Raw genomic sequence first — 15,883 nt, forward strand, 5'->3', positions numbered from 1 at the left:
TCAGCGCGTACCGGTCGCGCGGGCTGTCTCGCGCGCGAGCAGCGTACGCGTGGCGGCGGTCACGTCAGCCTGCCGCATCAGGCTCTCGCCGACCAGGAAGGTCGACATGCCGACGTGCTCGAGCCGGGCGAGGTCGGCGGGCGTGAAGATGCCGCTCTCGCCGACCATCAGCCTGTCCCCGGGAATCAGCGGCGCCAACGCTTCGCTGGTCGCGAGCGTGGTCTCGAAGGTGCGCAGGTTCCGGTTGTTGACGCCGATCATCGGCGAGCGCAGCTTGAGCGCGCGGTCGAGCTCGGCGCGGTCATGGATCTCGATCAGCACATCCATGCCATAGGCGATAGCTGTGTCTTCCAGGTCCTTGGCGGTGGCGTCGTCGAGCGCGGCCATGATGATCAGGATGCAGTCGGCGCCATGCGCGCGGGCTTCGACCACCTGATAGGCGTCGAACATGAAATCCTTGCGCAGCACCGGCAGTGACGTCGCCGCACGCGCGGCCACCATGAAGTCGAGATGGCCCAGGAACGACGGCGTGTCCGTCAGCACCGAGAGGCAGGCGGCGCCGCCGGCCTCATAGGCCTTGGCAAGCTGTGGCGGATCGAAATCGGCGCGGATCAGCCCCTTCGACGGCGAGGCCTTCTTGACCTCGGCGATCAGCGCGAAGTCGCCGCCGGAATGCTTAGCCTTGATGGCGCGCAGGAAGCCGCGCGGTGCTCCTTGCGCCTTGGCCGCCTCTTCGACGACGGAGAGCGGCTGCGCGCGCTTAGCGGCGGCGATCTCTTCGCGCTTGTACGTCTCGATCTTGGTCAGGATGTCCGACATGTCAGGCTCAGCCGTTGGAGACCGCGATCAGATGCTTCAGCCGCGCGTTGGCTGCGCCGCTGTCGAGCGATTTCGCGCCGATCGCGACGCCCTCCTTGAGGTCCTTGGCACGCCCGGCCACGACCAGCGCGGCGGCCGCGTTCATCAGCGCCACGTCGCGGTAGGCGCTCGGCTTGCCGTTGAGCACGCTTTGCAGCGCAATCGCATTGGCGTCGGCGTCACCGCCCTTGAGCGCACCGGGCTCGCAGCGCGGCAGCCCCGCTTCCTCCGGCGTCACCTCGAAGTTCCTGATCTCGCCATTGTGGAGCGAGGATACGAAAGTCGGGCCGGTGAGGGTGATTTCGTCGAGGCCGTCGGAGCCGTGCACCACCCAGGCGGATTCAGAGCCGAGGTTCTTGAGCACCTGCGCCAGCGGCTGCACCCATTGCCGCGAGAACACGCCGACCATCTGCCGCTTCACGCCGGCCGGATTGGACAACGGTCCGAGCAGGTTGAAGATCGTGCGGGTGGCGAGCTCGACCCGGGTCGGGCCGACATTCTTCATCGCGGGATGATGGGCAGGGGCGAACATGAAGCCGATGCCGCATTCGCGCACGCAGCGCCCGACCTGCTCCGGCCTGAGGTCGATCCTCACCCCGAGCGAAGCCAGCACGTCGGCGGCGCCCGAGCGCGACGACAGCGCGCGGTTGCCGTGCTTGGCCACCGGCACGCCGGCGCCCGAGACGATGAATGAGGCGCAGGTCGAGACGTTGACCGAGCCGGAGCCGTCGCCGCCGGTGCCGACGATGTCGACGGCGTCCGGCGGTGCGGTCACGGTCAGCATCTTGGAGCGCATCGCCGCGACCGCGCCGGTGATCTCGTCCACGGTCTCGCCGCGCACCCGCAGCGCCATCAAGAGGCCACCCATCTGCGAGGGGGTGGCTTCGCCCGACATCATGGCGTCGAAGGCGGAAGCCGCTTCGTCACGCGACAGGCTGGCGCCGGTCGCCACTTTTCCAATGATCGATTTCAGGTCGTCCATCGCGTGCTTTCAACTCACTGGTTCGCGCCGGTCACCTGCGCGAAGGCGGCCTGATTAATGGTGGTCCCGATGTCGGTTTCAAGCTTGTTGACGTAGGAAGCGACCTGCTCCTCGGTCTGCGCCCGGTCGAGGCTCTCCTTCAGCTTCTTCACCGCGTCGGAGGCGGCGTCGACCGTGGGATCGACGATGTCGGTGACGCGGAAGACGATCACCTCGCTGCCGCCGCTCACGGGCGTCTGTCCGACGCCGTCCTTGGCGGTGCGGAAGGCGGCCGCAACGACGGTCGCGGGCACGCCGGCGGGCGAGTCGTCGCGCTTGAAGCCGGTCGCGGTCTCGACCTTGGCGCCGACCGCGGCGGCTTCATCGGCAAGCTTGCCGCCCGCTTCGAGCTTCTGCACCATCTCGGTTGCCTTGGCCTTCAGCTTGGTCGCGATCTGGTCCTGGCGCCAGCGCGCCTCGACCTGGTCGCGGACCTCGTCGAGGTTGCGATCGCGCGAGGGCGTGATGGCGAGCACGTCGTACCAGACGTAGCCGCCCTTGAACGAGATCGCGTCATTGTCGACGCCGACGTCGGTATTGAAGGCCTGCGATACCACGTCGAGGCCCTGCGGGATGTTGGCGACCGGCTGGCCGTTCGGGGCGCGGCCGGAGCGGTCGACGGCGTCGATGGTGACGGCGGTGAGGCCGAGCTTCTGCGCCGCGTCGATCACGCTGGCGCCGCCACCGCGCTCGTCTTCCATCTTGTCGCGGAGATCGGCGACCTTGACGCGCGCGCGCTCGGTGGCGATCTCGCGCTTGATGTCGCCGACGAGGCTAGCGTAGTTCGCCTCGACGCCCGGCTCGATCTTGTCGACCTTGACGATCGCGGTGCCGAGACGGCCCTGGATCGGCTGGCTGATTTCACCTGCGGGGAGCGCGAAGGCGGCATCGCCAACCGCCGGGTCGAGCGACGATTTGGTCACGAGCCCGAGATCGACGTCGGATGCGCTCAGTCCGCGCTCCTTGCCGAGATCCTCGAACGACATTCCACCGGCGAGGCGCTCGCGCGCGGTCTGCGCCTCGGCCGCGTTGGGAAACACGATCTGGTGGATCTGGCGCTTCTCGGGCGTGCCGAGCCGGTCCTTGCGCTGGTCGAACAGTTTCTTCGCGTCCTCGTCGGAGACTTCGCTCCACTTGCCGATCTCTTCCGGCGAGATCACGACGAAGGCGATCTTGCGATATTCGGGCGCGCGGAACTGGACCTTGTGATCCTCGAAATAGGCGGCGAGCGCCTCGGGCGAGGGCGCATCGATGGTGCCTGCCTGCGCGGCGTCGAGCCGTGCGAACTCAATGGCGCGCTGCTCGTTCTGGAAGCGCGTCAGCACGTCGATCATCGCCTTCGGCGGCTCGAGACCCGCGCCGATCGTGCCGGTGAGCTGCCGGCGCAGCGACACCTTGCGCTGTTCGGACACGTAGCGCTGCTCGGTATAGCCGAAGTTGCGGATCACGGCCTGGAAGCGGTTCGCATCGAAGCTGCCGCCGACGCCCTTGAAGTTGGGGTCGTTCATGATGACCTGGCGGATCTGGTCGTCGGACTGGCCGAGCCCGAGCCGGCGCGCCTCTTCGTCGAGGGCGGCTTCCGCGATCGTCTGCTGGAGCACCTGACGGTCGAGGCCGAAGGCGCGGGCCTGATCAGGCGTCAGCGGACGGCCGAACTGGCGGCTGATCTGTTGCAGGCGGTCGGTATAGATCTGGCGGAACTCGTTCAGCGAAATCTCGGTTCGGCCGATCTTGGCCACCGTGGACTGTCCGAAGCCGCGGAAGATGTCGGCGATGCCCCAAATGCCGAAACTGATGATCAACACGCCCATCACCACGGCCATAATGGTCTTGCCGAGCCAGTTTGATGAGGCCTTGCGCATTCCTCGAAGCATTTGGTCCAACTTGTTTGGCAGGAGGGGAACGGGAGCGCGTCTTAATGCAGATTCCGCAAAAAAGCGCGTCACCAAATTGATAGATCATCATAAAGTGGCGGCTTTCCCCCCGCAACCTCAGGTCACGCGGCCTCGCGAAGCTGCGGTTAAAAGCCCTTAGGTCTCTGGAACTGCCGCGGCACCTCTGCTAGCGCATGCACAAACCTCATTTTGCTGGAAATTGACATGACCGACGCCATCCGACCGCTGATCGCCGGCAACTGGAAAATGAACGGCCTGAAGGCCTCCGCTGCCGAATTCGACGCCATGCTCAATGGCGCGGCAGACGTGGCCGCCAAGGCCGATCTGCTGGTCTGCCCGCCGGCGACTCTGATCGCGGCCTTTGCCGACAAGGCGCGCGGCAAGAAGGTCGCGGTTGGGGCCCAGGATTGCCACCCCAAGGCCTCCGGCGCCCATACCGGCGATATCGCCGCCGAAATGCTGGCGGATGCCGGCGCGACTGCCATCATCGTCGGCCATTCCGAGCGTCGCGCCGACCACGGCGAGGGCGATGCTTTGGTGCGGCAGAAGGCGGAAGCCGCCTGGCGGGCCGGGGTGACGGCGATCGTCTGCATCGGCGAGACGCAAGCCCAGCGCGATGCCGGCCAGACCCTGGACATCCTGCGCGGCCAGCTCGACGGTTCGCTGCCGGACGGCTCTACCGCGGTCAACCTGGTCGTGGCCTATGAGCCAGTCTGGGCAATCGGCACCGGCCTGACCCCCACGGCCCAGGATGTCGAGCAGATTCATGGGTTTATCCGGGAGTTCCTGACCTCCCGGTTTAGCGTGGACGGGGCGAAGATGCGGATCCTCTACGGCGGTTCGGTCAAGCCCTCGAACGCGGCCGAACTGATGGCCGTGAAGAACGTCAACGGAGCTCTGGTCGGCGGCGCCAGCCTCAAGGCGGCCGATTTCCTTGCGATCGCCAAGGGCTGCCCCTAGCTAACCCAAACCGTTGGTCTGGACCCGATCGGGGGTGGCAATGCCGTTTCCGATCGTGTAACACCGCGCAACTTCAGGAAAACCCGCGAAGCGCGATCGGCCGCCGTCTCGGCGCTGTCGGCTTGTGACGGAAGGGCACTATGCAGACTGTTGTCATCGTCATCCATCTCATGATCGTCGCCGTCATGATCGGCGCCGTCCTGCTCCAGAAGTCGGAAGGCGGCGGCCTCGGCATGGGCGGAGGCGCGGGCTTCATGTCGAGCCGCGGCACCGCGAATCTTCTGTCGCGGACGACCGCGATCCTCGCCGCCGGCTTCTTCGTGACCAGCCTGTTCCTGTCCTGGTACGCCGGCTACAACCGCGCGCCTTCGTCGATCATTGGCCAGCCGGCATCGCAGGGCCAGCCGGCCGGCGGATCGCCGATTGCGCCGCCGACCTCGGGCGGCATCCTGGATTCGCTGAAGAAGGCCGACGAGCAGCAGCAGGCCCCCGCAGCGCCGAGCGGCCCGCAGGTGCCTCGCTCGCAATAAAGCAGGGGGGCCATGCAGGACGGCTTCTACCGTCCTGCGTCAACAATCCCCATCAAGGCTCTGTTACCATTCTTAGTTCTGGCTCACCCACAGGCCCGCAAAATCTTTGGGGCGGAATACGAATCGCTTTGGCGAATCGAATTCGAGGGATTAGAGGTTAAGTCCCATGGCGCGGTACATATTCATCACCGGCGGCGTGGTTTCTTCGCTCGGCAAGGGTTTGGCTTCAGCGGCACTCGGTGCGCTGTTGCAGGCCCGGGGCTACAAGGTCCGCCTCCGTAAGCTCGACCCCTATCTCAACCTCGATCCCGGAACGATGTCGCCGTATCAGCACGGCGAAGTGTTCGTGACCGATGACGGCGCGGAGACCGATCTCGATCTCGGTCACTACGAGCGCTTCACCGGGCGGCCAGCGACCAAGGCCGACAACATCACGACGGGGCGCATCTACCAGGACATCATCACCAAGGAGCGCCGCGGCGATTATCTCGGCGCGACCATCCAGGTGGTTCCGCACGTCACCAACGCCATCAAGGAATTCGTCCTCGACGGCAATGACGACTACGACTTCGTGCTGGTCGAGATCGGCGGCACCGTCGGCGACATCGAGGGCCTGCCGTTCTTCGAGGCGATCCGCCAGCTCAAGAACGATCTGCCGCGCGATCATGCCGTCTACATCCACCTCACGCTGCTGCCCTACATTCCGAGCGCAGGCGAATTGAAGACGAAGCCGACGCAGCACTCGGTGAAGGAGCTGCGTTCGATCGGCATCCAGCCGGACATCCTGCTCTGCCGCACCGACCGCGAGATCCCGAAGGAAGAGCGGCGCAAGCTCGGGCTGTTCTGCAACGTCCGTGAAAGCGCGGTGATCGAGGCGCGCGACGTCGACAACATCTATGCTGTCCCTGAGGCCTACCACAACGCGGGCCTCGACGACGAGGTGCTCGCCGCCTTCGGCATCGCCTCGCGGATTCCGCCGGAGCTGCGGAGCTGGCAGCAGATCAACGAACGCGTCCGCAATCCCGAAGGCAACGTCACCATCGCCATCGTCGGCAAATACACCGGCATGAAAGATGCGTATAAGTCGCTGATCGAGGCGCTGTCGCACGGCGGCATCGCCAACAAGGTGAAGGTCAATCTCGACTGGATCGAGAGCGAGATCTTCGAGAAGGAAGATCCCGCGCCGTTCCTCGAGCACGTCAACGGCATCCTGGTGCCGGGCGGATTCGGTCAGCGCGGCGCGGAAGGCAAGATCCGCGCGGCGCAGTTCGCGCGCGAGCGCGACGTGCCGTATTTCGGCATCTGCTTCGGCATGCAGATGGCGGTGATCGAGGCCGCGCGCAATCTCGTCGGCATCGAGGACGCCAACTCCACCGAATTCGGCCCGACCAAGGAGCCCCTGGTCGGCCTGATGACGGAATGGCTGCGCGGCAACGAGCTCGAGAAGCGCTCGCAGGCCGGCGATCTCGGCGGCACGATGCGGCTCGGCGCCTATCCCGCGGCACTCAACCGCGGCAGCCGCGTCTCGCAGGTCTATGGCGGAGCGACCGAGATTTCCGAGCGCCACCGCCATCGCTACGAGGTGAACACCGCCTACAAGGACCGCCTCGAGCAGCACGGCCTGAAATTCTCAGGGCTGTCGCCCGACGGCGTCCTGCCGGAGATCGTCGAATACGAGGATCATCCCTGGTTCATCGGCGTCCAGTTCCATCCCGAACTGAAGTCGCGGCCTTTTGAGCCGCATCCTCTCTTCGCCTCCTTCATTCAGGCGGCGATGGTGCAGAGCCGGCTGGTCTGATGACTCAGCGCGCGGCGGAGTAGTCGCGCGCGTGATGTATCGGCTCCAAGGCGACTCGCGTCGAGGGGGCCGGCGCAAGCGATCCCGTGACGAGCTTCATCTGCGGCCGCCGTGTCAGCTTGTAGACGGCGGCGGGCGGCATGTTCAGCAGGGCGCGATCGACCAGCGTGGCGCGTAAGCCCAGCCGATCGAGAATCGGCCGCGGCACCGGGCAGCTCATGCCGTAGGTGAACTGGTAGAATGCGCCGCCGGGGCGCACATAGCTGAACGCGCCGCTGACGATCGAGACGACCTTGCGCGTCGACATGTTGAGCAGCGGCAGCCCGCTCACGACCGCGCCGACGGGCGCGCCGTCATAGAGGCGCTCCGTCGTCAGCCGCCCCGCATCCATCCACAAGACGCGCGCGTTGGGAAAGCGCACTTGCAGGAGCTTCATGAAGTCGGAGCCGTATTCGATCAGCGTGAGGTCCTGCTGGCGGACGCCGCGTTTCAGGAGGTTGTAGGTGAATGCCCCGGTGCCGGGGCCGAGCTCGAGGATCGGACCGGTCGATGCCGTGATCTCGCGCGTGATCAGATCGGCGAGCGCCGCGCCTGACGGCGCGATCGCGCCGACCCGGCGCGGGGCCGACATCCAGGACAGGAAGAAGGAGAGGAAATCGTTGGGCATGCGCACTCCGGCATCTTGGTTGCACCTCGAAAGATCGGAGGTGAAGCGGATGCAGTGTCACGGCCGTGCATTGCGACAGCATTGCGCTGTGAGGGGCGCACGCGGATTGAATCAATCCTGCGGGATCGGCCGCAGCGTTATTCTGAAACAGGCGCCGCCGTCCGGCCCGTCCGTGACCGAGACGTGGCCGCCATGCAGCTGCACGATCTCGCGCACCATGTTGAGGCCGAGGCCGGCACCGCGATCGAGCGGCGTCAGCCGGTAGAACGGCTCGAAGATCTGCTCGCGTTGTCCGACGGGAATGCCGGGACCTTCGTCCGTGACTTCGATGCTCGCGGGTCTGCTGACGCGAATGCCGATGGTGCCGCGGCGAGGGCCGTGCTGAATCGCATTTTGCACGAGGTTGGTCAGCGCGCGTTCCAACGCGGCCGCGTCACCGATCGTCTCGATCGGCGTCGTGGGTGCATCGAGCGCCAGCTCGTAGCCGCCGGCAATCGCCAGCGGCGCGAGGTCGGCAGCCGCGCCTTGCGCGACCCGGACAAGGTCGACGCGCGCGAAAGGATGGCCGCAGCGGTCGAGCCGCTGAATGTCCAGCAACTGCTCGGCAAGCGTCGCCAGCCGCGCGGCATCTTCCAGCAGCCGGGTCTTGTCCGGCCCCGGGGCAAGCGACTCCAGGCGCGTGTTGAGGATCGCGATCGGCGTGCGCAGCTCGTGCGCGGCGTCGGCGACGAAACGCTTGTGGCGGGCATAGCCTTGGTCGAGCCGCGCCAGCGCGTCATTGACCGCAGTCACGAGCGGTACGACCTCCAGCGGAATTCTCTCCACCGACAGACGCGCGCCGCGCTGATGGATGTCGATACGACGCGCCTGGTCCGCGGTCGTATCAAGCCCTCTGAAGGCGCGCCGCACGATCATCGGTGTCGCGATGAAGGTCGCGGTTCCCATCAGAAGCAGGCCTGGCAGGGCGATGCCGAGGAACGCAAGCGATGTCATGACCAGCGCCTTGGCGCCGGTCAGCCGGCCCTGTGTCGCCGTGATGACCTGCACATTGCCGGCCTCGGTGTCGACCCGCTTCAGCCGCGCCGCCGGCTTGCGCGGATCGTCCTCGAACAGCTGCCAGCCGAGCCGCGCCTGGCTGATCTGGTCGAGGCCGCCGCCGATCGCAGCGAATTCGGCCGGCACGGCACCTTCGGCGAGCGAATGTCCCTGCCGGTCGCGGACCAGGAACCAAAGGTCTGGTGTCTCGGTACGCAATTGTTTGAGCTCGGGCGTCGGCCGCACGGTCAGGCCGCCCTGTGCGTCGCGCGTCAGTGCGTGCTGCACGACGTCGATCACGCGATCCTCGTCGCGCTCGGCGAGCACAAGTCCTGACGCGCACAGCGCTCCGACGACGACGGCAACCAGGGCCAGGAGCAGCGCGGCCTGGAGCGAGAGCAGGCGCCAGCTCAGGCGCGAGCGCAGGCAGTAGGGATCGTCGTGCCTGCTCATGGCAGCTTCTTCAGGAGATAGCCGACGCCGCGAATGCCGTGGATCTCGATGCCGGCATCCGCCTCGGCGAGCTTGCGGCGCAGCCGCGAGATATGCGTGTCCAGCGCGTTCGACTGGATCTCGTCGTCGAAATTGTAGACGGCCTCTTCCAGCGCCGAGCGTATCACGGTGCGGCCGATGCGGCGGATCAACGCCTCGAGCACCAACAGCTCGCGACGCGGCAGCTCGAACGGCTGGCCGTCGATGCTCGCCTCGCGATGGCCGACATCGAAGGCGAGGCGGCCTGCGCGGATGACATCCGGCGTAAGTCCCGCGGGGCGCCGCATCACGGCGCGCAGGCGCGCCAGCAGCTCCTCGACCGCGAACGGTTTGGCCAGATAATCGTCGGCGCCGCTGTCGAGCCCGGCGATCCGGTCGGCGAGCTCGCCGCGCGCGGTCAGGACGATGATCGGCACGCCGTCGGCGCGCGCCCGGAGCTTCGGAATCAGCGCAAGGCCGTCGCCGTCGGGGAGCTGGCGGTCGAGCAGGACCGCGACATGGACGTCGGCGGAAATGGCCTCTTCCGCGTCGGCAAGGGTAGGGGCATGGTCTACCACATGTCGTAGCGCTTCAGCGCCGACGCCAGCGCGCCCGCCATCTCCGCCTCATCCTCGACGAGCAAAATCCGCATGATCCGGCACCTAGGCTTCAACTAAAGCCATTCTAGCGGCCCGATCATTGCGGCAGCATTGCGGGAGCCGGACTTGATGCGTTACCGGAGGCCGCCGAGCCATGCGCGAAACGCCACAGGGGCGGCCGCGCAGGGCTCAAGACACGGTTATGGCCGGCCGTTATAAGCGGCGGACCTGTTCTGGGAGGAAGCAAGAATGATCTACGAAATGCGCGTCTACCGCTGCGTGCCCGGCCGCTTGCCGGCGCTCTTGAAGCGATTCGAGACGGCGACGCTGAAGCTGTGGGAGAAGCACGGCATCCGCCAGGCTGGATTCTTCACCACGCTGATCGGTGAATCCAGCCAGGAGCTGACCTATTTCCTCGCCTGGGAGTCGCTCGCCGAGCGCGAGAAGAAGTGGGGCGCGTTCGTGACCGATCCGGACTGGCTCGAGGCGCGGGCGAAGTCGGAGGCGGACGGCCAGATCGTCGGCAATATCGTCAGCCAGCTCCTGACGCCGACCGCCTTTTCGGCGGTGAAATAGCGCCGGCGGCGCCCGCGGAACTTCGGCGCAACCCTGATATTCGGATGGCCTGGGCCGAATGGGGTTGATCCGACCCCGATGGCGGCTATGGTCGCGCCGAAACGAGGGATTTGCCTTGAGCTCTTCGACGTCAGCGGCGCCGGTCGTCACCATTGGCAGGGTCAAATTCGGCAATGATCTGCCGATTTCCATCATTGCCGGGCCTTGCCAGCTCGAGAGCCGCCAGCATGCGCTGGAGGTGGCCTCTGCGCTGAAGGAGATCGCCGCGCGGCTGAACATCGGTCTCGTCTACAAGACCTCGTTCGACAAGGCCAACCGCACCAGCGCGTCAGCGGCGCGCGGGCTCGGGCTCGCGCAGTCGCTGCCGATCTTCGCCGAGATCCGCTCCTCGCTCGGCCTGCCGGTGCTGACCGACGTGCACGAAGCCACGCAATGCGCCGAGGTGGCGCAGGCCGTGGACATCCTGCAGATCCCGGCCTTCCTGTGCCGGCAGACCGACCTGCTGCTGGCGGCGGCCGCGACCGGCAAGGTCGTCAACGTCAAGAAGGGCCAGTTCCTGGCGCCCTGGGACATGGCGAACGTCGTCACCAAGATCACGAGCGCGAACAATCCGAACGTGCTCGTCACCGAGCGGGGCGCCTCCTTCGGCTACAACACGCTGGTTTCCGACATGCGCGCGCTGCCGATCCTGGCGCGCACCACCGGCGCGCCCGTGATCTTCGACGCCACCCATTCGGTGCAGCAGCCGGGCGGGAAGGGGACGTCCTCCGGCGGCGAGCGCGAATTCGTGCCGGTGCTGGCGCGGGCGGCGGTCGCGGTCGGTGTCGCCGGCGTCTTCATCGAGACCCATCCCGATCCCGATAGCGCGCCTTCCGACGGCCCCAACATGGTGCCGCTGCGCGAGTTCGAGGGTCTGATCCGCAGGCTGATGGCGTTCGACGCGCTCGCAAAGAACCCGCGCTGATGCAGCAAGGCGAGGCGCGGCCGCACGATCACGGTCTGCCGGCCGCGCTCTACGTCATCTCCGGCGCCAGCTTCGCCGCGGCGTTGTCGGCGCGTGCGCTCGACCCGGTGCTGCCGCACGTCGCCGAGGATTTTGGCGTCAGCATCGCGACCGCCGCGGGCTTTGCCGCGGTGTTCGCTTTCACCTTCTCGATCATCCAGCCGATCGTCGGCGCCGCCGCCGATCTGTTCGGCAAGACGCGGCTGATGATCGGCTGCCTCGCGCTGCTCGGGCTTGCCAATATTCTCGGCGCGCTCTCGACCTCGTTCTCGGTTCTGTTTGCGACCCGCATCCTTGCCGGCATCGGCTCGGGCGGCGTGTTTCCGGTGGCGCTCAGCCTGACCAGCGATCTGGTCGGTCCGGAGAAGCGGCAGGTCGCGATCAGCCGCACGCTCGCCGGCGCCATGACCGGCAATCTGCTCGGTGCCTCGGCCTCCGGCCTGATCGGCGATTTCCTCGGCTGGCGCGGCGTGCTGGCGGTGCTCGGCGTGCTCGTGATCGTTGCATCGATCGCGGTTGCCGCCGGCTTTCGCGGCGCCAAGGTCAAGCATCCGCCGAAGACGAGCCTGTCGGCGCTGAAGGCCGGCTATCGCACCATCTTCACCAACCCCAACGCCTATGTGTGCTACTCGGCCGTGTTCGTCGAAGGCTGCTGCGTGCTCGGCCTGTTTCCCTATATCGCCTCGTTCCTGTTCGAGCTCGGCCAGACCTCGCTCTCGATCGCCGGCATCGTCATCGCGGGCTTCGCGGTCGGCGGCCTTTTCTACACGCTGACGGTGTCGCGCCTGCTGCCGTGGCTCGGCATGAAGGGAATGATGATCGCGGGCATGACGCTGGTGGCCTCGCAGCTCGTCGCCGTGGCCTTCGGTCCGCGCTGGGAGGTGCAGGCGCTGAATCTCATCGTCATGGGCTGGGGCTTCTACATCGCCCATGGCTGCCTCCAGGTGTTCGCCAGCGAGCTCTCGGTCGAGGCGCGCGCCACCGCGCTGTCGCTGCATTCGTTCTTCTTCTTCATGGGACAGACGGTCGGGCCGCTCGCCTACGGCTTCGGCCTGCAACACGGCGGCAAGATGCCGACGCTGTTCGTGAGCGCCGCGATCATGGTGGTCCTCGGCATCGTCTGCGCCCGGCTGCTCAAGCCGCGCGCACCAGCCGACGCGCGCTGAGATTTTATTCGGTCCTTAAGGGGGGATCGCCCCACCACGACACCGTCGGCTCCGTATACATGGCACACGAATTGCTTTTATTCTGGGCAAACCGAGGTGTGAGACCGTGGACGCCCAGCCCATCCGTTTGCCCAGCGTAGCCGGCGCGACCCGGTCGGCCGGATATCCCACCAGGCCGCCACTGCGGCGTTTCCTGACCGATTGCCACGAGGAGTTTAGGGGCGACGGTTCGGGCGAGCTTGCCGATTACATTCCCGAGCTGAAGCGCGCCAACCCCGATCATTTCGGCATCGCGCTCGTCACCATCGACGGCCATGTCTACGAGGTCGGCGACAGCGCGGTGCCGTTCACGATCCAGTCGGTCTCGAAGGCCTTCGTGTTCGCGCTCGCGCTGGAGACGGTGGGCGAGGAGCGCGTCTCGGCCACCATCGGCGTCGAGCCGAGCGGCGAAGCCTTCAATTCGATCCGGCTCACCAACGACAACCGTCCCTTCAACCCGATGGTCAATGCCGGTGCGATTGCCTGCTCGGGCCTGATCTACGAGGTGGACGGCAAGGGTGCTTTCGAGCGTGTCCGCTCAAAACTCAGCGAGTTCGCCGGGCGCGAGCTCGGCGTCGACGAGGCCGTGCATGCCTCGGAGACCGCGACCGGCAACCGCAACCGCGCGATCGCGTGGCTGCTCCGCAATTACGCGGTGCTGCCGGATGACGTCGACGCGGTGCTCGACGTCTATTTCCGCCAATGCGCGATCCTGGTGACGGCGCGCGATCTGGCGGTGATGGCGGCAACTCTCGCCAATCGCGGCATCAATCCGGTGACGGGCGCGCAGGTGATCACGCCGCACATCGTCGCCCGCACGCTGTCGGTGATGACGAGCTCGGGCATGTACGACTATGCCGGCGAGTGGACCTATCGCGTCGGCATCCCCGCCAAGAGCGGCGTCGGCGGCGGCATCGTCGCGGCGCTGCCCTCGCAACTGGGACTGGGCACCTTCTCGCCGCTGCTCGACAATCACTTCAACAGCGTGCGCGGCCTGAAGGTCTGCGAGGCACTGTCGGCGCGGTTCGACCTGCACATGCTCAACCGCAATGCCGACGTCCGCACCAGCGTCATGGCGGATTACGACGTCTACGGCATCTCCTCGCGCCGCAGCCGCCAGCCGCACGAGCAGCAGATTCTTGACGAGCGTCACAGCGACATCCGCATCCTCGAGCTCGTCGGCGCGCTGAATTTCGGCACCATCGATTACGTCACGCGAAGACTGACCAGTGAGCCGCCGAACGCGCCGCTGTTGATCATCGATTTCCGCCGCGTGCCCGACATCACCGCGGCCGGTGCGGAGCTTCTGGGCGAGACGCTGACGGCGCTCGGCAATGCCAACGTCACCACGATTCTGTCCGGCCTCGAGGAGGCCTCCGCGGTCTGGGCCGCGATCGCCGCGCGCACGGGGGATCCACGCCGGCTGCGCCGCTTCGCGCTGCTCGACGATGCCATCGAATGGGCCGAGGACCAGGTGATCTATCGCTTCGGCGGCTTCACCGACGTGAAGGAGAGCGCGCATCTCGGCGAGCAGGCCTTGCTGGCCGAGCTCGACACCGACGAGATCGCCGCCATCGTCAAACTCTCGACCACACGGCACTACACGGCCGGCCAGCGCGTCATCGCCGCCGGCGCGCCCGCCAATTCGCTGTTCTTCCTCCAGAGCGGCATGGTCAGCGTGAAGCTGCGGAGCGGCGTTCGACTGGCCTCGCTCGGTCCCGGCATGGAGTTCGGTGAGATGGCGATCCTGGAGCGAACCCGCAGCGCCGACGTGTTTGCCGATACGCCCGTTGCCTGCCTCGAACTGCCGCTCGACAGCTTTGCCGATTACCGCCGGTTGCACCCGGAGACCGCGCTGAAGATCATGCGCAACCTCGCCGCAATCCTGGCGCGGCGGCTGGTGGCGGCCAATGCCAAGGTCGACCTGCTGAGCGCGTATTAGGAGGGCGGGCCTAATTCGCTCCACCGGCAGCGATCGGCTCCATGCCGCTCGCAATGATCGTGTCGCGAGCAGCGGGGGAGGCGAGGAACTTGATCAAGGCCCGGCCAGCATCGGGCTCCTTCGAAACGGTCGCGATGCCGGCTGAGAAGATCGTGATCTTCTGCAATTCGCTCGGCAGCGGTCCGACGATATCGATGCCCTTCACCGGCTTCAGTTCGCTGATCTGCTGAAAGCCCAGTTCGGCCTCGCCATGCGCGACGATCTCGCCGACCGGCGTGGCCGGAATCTTGCGCGCCTTGTCCTTCATGACATCGGCAATGCCAAGCTTGTCGAACATCTCGGTCGAGACGTAGACGCCGCTGGCGCTGTCCGAATAGGCGATCGTCTTCGCCGCCAGCAGCGCACGCTTGACGGCTTCCACCGAGCTGATGTCCGGCTTCGGCGCGCCCGACTTGACGGCAATCCCGATCGGCGATCTGGTTAGATCGACCTGACTGCCGGCAACGACCTTGCCCTTGCTGGCGAGGTCGTTGAGGGCATAGCCCACCATGATCAGGACATCGGCCGGCTCGCCCCGCTCCAGCCGGACCGGGATCGCATTGGTGGTGGTGCCCATCGAAGGCCCGAACGCGGTCAGCACCTTGTTCCCGGTGGCTTTCTCGAACTCCGGCACGAGCGCCTGATAGGCAGCCGTCAGACCGCCGGAAATCATCACCCGGACCTCGGCAGCGTCGGACGCGCCGGTCAGCCAGAGGACGCCCATAAGGCCCAAGGAAAGGTTCAGGACAAGGCCGCGAAATTTGTCTGATGTCGATTTCATCGTCGTTGGTCTCCAGCTAGCCCCGCCCGCGATAGGGCGCGACGCCTTGCTCCGGCACCCACAGGCCCTTCGGCACGCGGCCGGTCTGCCAGAACACGTCGATCGGGATGCCGCCGCGCGGATACCAGTAGCCGCCGATGCGGAGCCATTTCGGTTTGATCTCCGAGGCGATGCGCTTGCCGATCATCACGGTGCAATCCTCGTGGAAGGCGCCGTGATTGCGGAAGCTCGCGATGTAGAGTTTCAGCGATTTCGACTCCAGCAGCCATGGGCCGGGTGCGTAGTCGATCATCAGATGCGCGAAATCCGGTTGTCCTGTGACCGGGCACAGCGAGGTGAATTCCGGCACGGTGAAGCGCACCAGATAGTCGGTGCCCTTTTGCGGATTGGGCACGCGGTCGAGCTGGGCTTCTTCCGGTGTGTGCGGCCATTCGACCGCGCGGCCGAGCTGGAGAGATTTTTTCGCCATCGTCGTCACATCCTTTTGCGGATGCCGGGATGGA

General features: G+C 66.3%; 14 protein-coding genes and 1 pseudogene. 7 read left to right on the forward strand and 8 right to left on the reverse strand.

Annotated features, from left to right (window positions below; genetic code table 11):
* The 3 genes from trpC to EI171_RS23720 are packed head-to-tail and all read right to left on the reverse strand — an operon-like array spanning position 1 to position 3,753.
* A complete protein-coding gene (gene trpC / locus EI171_RS23710) occupies positions 1–819 on the reverse strand; it encodes an indole-3-glycerol phosphate synthase TrpC (protein WP_161534818.1) in 819 nt (272 codons plus the stop codon).
* Between the two features lie 7 nt (positions 820–826).
* Complete coding sequence (trpD, locus tag EI171_RS23715; RefSeq protein WP_028171799.1) at positions 827–1,840, reverse strand: anthranilate phosphoribosyltransferase; 1,014 nt, start codon at positions 1,838–1,840, stop codon at positions 827–829.
* A 14-nt stretch (positions 1,841–1,854) separates the two neighbouring features.
* Positions 1,855–3,753, reverse strand: coding sequence for a SurA N-terminal domain-containing protein (locus EI171_RS23720; protein ID WP_028171800.1), 1,899 nt, complete (start codon positions 3,751–3,753; stop codon positions 1,855–1,857).
* A 225-nt stretch (positions 3,754–3,978) separates the two neighbouring features.
* Between EI171_RS23720 and tpiA the strand changes: the two genes are divergently transcribed.
* The 3 genes from tpiA (at position 3,979) to EI171_RS23735 (ending at position 7,062) form a co-directional block, all read left to right on the forward strand.
* Complete coding sequence (gene tpiA / locus EI171_RS23725) at positions 3,979–4,734, forward strand: triose-phosphate isomerase (protein WP_161534819.1); 756 nt, start codon at positions 3,979–3,981, stop codon at positions 4,732–4,734.
* A gap of 140 nt (positions 4,735–4,874) precedes the next feature.
* Positions 4,875–5,264, forward strand: coding sequence for a preprotein translocase subunit SecG (gene secG / locus EI171_RS23730; protein WP_011087574.1), 390 nt, complete (start codon positions 4,875–4,877; stop codon positions 5,262–5,264).
* 166 nt (positions 5,265–5,430) lie between these two features.
* A complete protein-coding gene (locus EI171_RS23735; protein ID WP_011087573.1) occupies positions 5,431–7,062 on the forward strand; it encodes a CTP synthase in 1,632 nt (543 codons plus the stop codon).
* Positions 7,063–7,066: 4 nt separating this feature from the next.
* Here the strand turns inward: EI171_RS23735 and EI171_RS23740 are convergent, their stop codons facing one another.
* The 3 genes and pseudogenes from EI171_RS23740 to EI171_RS23750 all read right to left on the reverse strand — a co-directional run bounded on the left by EI171_RS23740 (position 7,067) and on the right by EI171_RS23750 (position 9,887).
* Positions 7,067–7,729, reverse strand: coding sequence for a class I SAM-dependent methyltransferase (locus EI171_RS23740; protein WP_161534820.1), 663 nt, complete (start codon positions 7,727–7,729; stop codon positions 7,067–7,069).
* A 111-nt stretch (positions 7,730–7,840) separates the two neighbouring features.
* Positions 7,841–9,217 (reverse strand): HAMP domain-containing sensor histidine kinase, encoded by a 1,377-nt coding sequence (locus EI171_RS23745; RefSeq protein ID WP_161534821.1) that lies wholly within the window; start codon positions 9,215–9,217, stop codon positions 7,841–7,843.
* Positions 9,214–9,887, reverse strand: a pseudogene (locus EI171_RS23750) (response regulator). The gene EI171_RS23745 and the pseudogene EI171_RS23750 overlap by 4 nt, the downstream one beginning before the upstream one ends.
* Before the next feature lie 196 nt (positions 9,888–10,083).
* On the opposite strand from EI171_RS23750, the gene EI171_RS23755 reads away from it, so the two are divergent.
* The 4 genes from EI171_RS23755 to glsA all read left to right on the forward strand — a co-directional run bounded on the left by EI171_RS23755 (position 10,084) and on the right by glsA (position 14,560).
* A complete protein-coding gene (locus tag EI171_RS23755) occupies positions 10,084–10,410 on the forward strand; it encodes an NIPSNAP family protein (RefSeq protein WP_028171806.1) in 327 nt (108 codons plus the stop codon).
* A 115-nt stretch (positions 10,411–10,525) separates the two neighbouring features.
* Positions 10,526–11,374: a 3-deoxy-8-phosphooctulonate synthase gene (gene kdsA, locus EI171_RS23760; RefSeq protein WP_011087568.1), complete on the forward strand. Its 849-nt coding sequence runs from the start codon at positions 10,526–10,528 to the stop codon at positions 11,372–11,374.
* Entirely contained in the window at positions 11,374–12,579 is a 1,206-nt protein-coding gene (locus tag EI171_RS23765; RefSeq protein WP_161534823.1) for an MFS transporter, read from the forward strand. The genes kdsA and EI171_RS23765 overlap by 1 nt, the downstream gene beginning before the upstream one ends.
* 106 nt (positions 12,580–12,685) lie before the next feature.
* Positions 12,686–14,560 carry a glutaminase A gene (glsA, locus tag EI171_RS23770; RefSeq protein WP_161534824.1) on the forward strand — a complete coding sequence of 625 codons (1,875 nt, stop codon included), beginning with the start codon at positions 12,686–12,688 and terminating at the stop codon, positions 14,558–14,560.
* A 10-nt stretch (positions 14,561–14,570) separates the two neighbouring features.
* Here glsA and EI171_RS23775 read toward each other — a convergent pair whose 3' ends face one another.
* Positions 14,571–15,380, reverse strand: coding sequence for an extracellular solute-binding protein (locus EI171_RS23775; RefSeq protein WP_161534825.1), 810 nt, complete (start codon positions 15,378–15,380; stop codon positions 14,571–14,573).
* A 16-nt stretch (positions 15,381–15,396) separates the two neighbouring features.
* Positions 15,397–15,849, reverse strand: coding sequence for a preQ(1) synthase (gene queF, locus EI171_RS23780; protein WP_038967228.1), 453 nt, complete (start codon positions 15,847–15,849; stop codon positions 15,397–15,399).
* Positions 15,850–15,883: the final 34 nt, after the last annotated feature.

Source organism: Bradyrhizobium sp. LCT2, from assembly GCF_009931255.1.
GTDB classification, from domain to species: Bacteria; Pseudomonadota; Alphaproteobacteria; order Rhizobiales; family Xanthobacteraceae; genus Bradyrhizobium; species Bradyrhizobium diazoefficiens.

Bases quoted from the DNA above. Each gene is read 5' to 3' on its own strand.
- secG (WP_011087574.1), top strand. From the start codon at position 4,875: ATGCAGACTGTTGTCATCGTCATCCATCTCATGATCGTCGCCGTCATG.
- trpC (WP_161534818.1), bottom strand. From the start codon at position 819: ATGTCGGACATCCTGACCAAGATCGAGACGTACAAGCGCGAAGAGATC.
- EI171_RS23765 (WP_161534823.1), top strand. From the start codon at position 11,374: ATGCAGCAAGGCGAGGCGCGGCCGCACGATCACGGTCTGCCGGCCGCG.
- EI171_RS23740 (WP_161534820.1), bottom strand. From the start codon at position 7,729: ATGCCCAACGATTTCCTCTCCTTCTTCCTGTCCTGGATGTCGGCCCCG.
- queF (WP_038967228.1), bottom strand. From the start codon at position 15,849: ATGGCGAAAAAATCTCTCCAGCTCGGCCGCGCGGTCGAATGGCCGCAC.
- EI171_RS23720 (WP_028171800.1), bottom strand. From the start codon at position 3,753: ATGCTTCGAGGAATGCGCAAGGCCTCATCAAACTGGCTCGGCAAGACC.
- trpD (WP_028171799.1), bottom strand. From the start codon at position 1,840: ATGGACGACCTGAAATCGATCATTGGAAAAGTGGCGACCGGCGCCAGC.
- EI171_RS23745 (WP_161534821.1), bottom strand. From the start codon at position 9,217: ATGAGCAGGCACGACGATCCCTACTGCCTGCGCTCGCGCCTGAGCTGG.
- EI171_RS23735 (WP_011087573.1), top strand. From the start codon at position 5,431: ATGGCGCGGTACATATTCATCACCGGCGGCGTGGTTTCTTCGCTCGGC.
- EI171_RS23775 (WP_161534825.1), bottom strand. From the start codon at position 15,380: ATGAAATCGACATCAGACAAATTTCGCGGCCTTGTCCTGAACCTTTCC.
- tpiA (WP_161534819.1), top strand. From the start codon at position 3,979: ATGACCGACGCCATCCGACCGCTGATCGCCGGCAACTGGAAAATGAAC.
- EI171_RS23755 (WP_028171806.1), top strand. From the start codon at position 10,084: ATGATCTACGAAATGCGCGTCTACCGCTGCGTGCCCGGCCGCTTGCCG.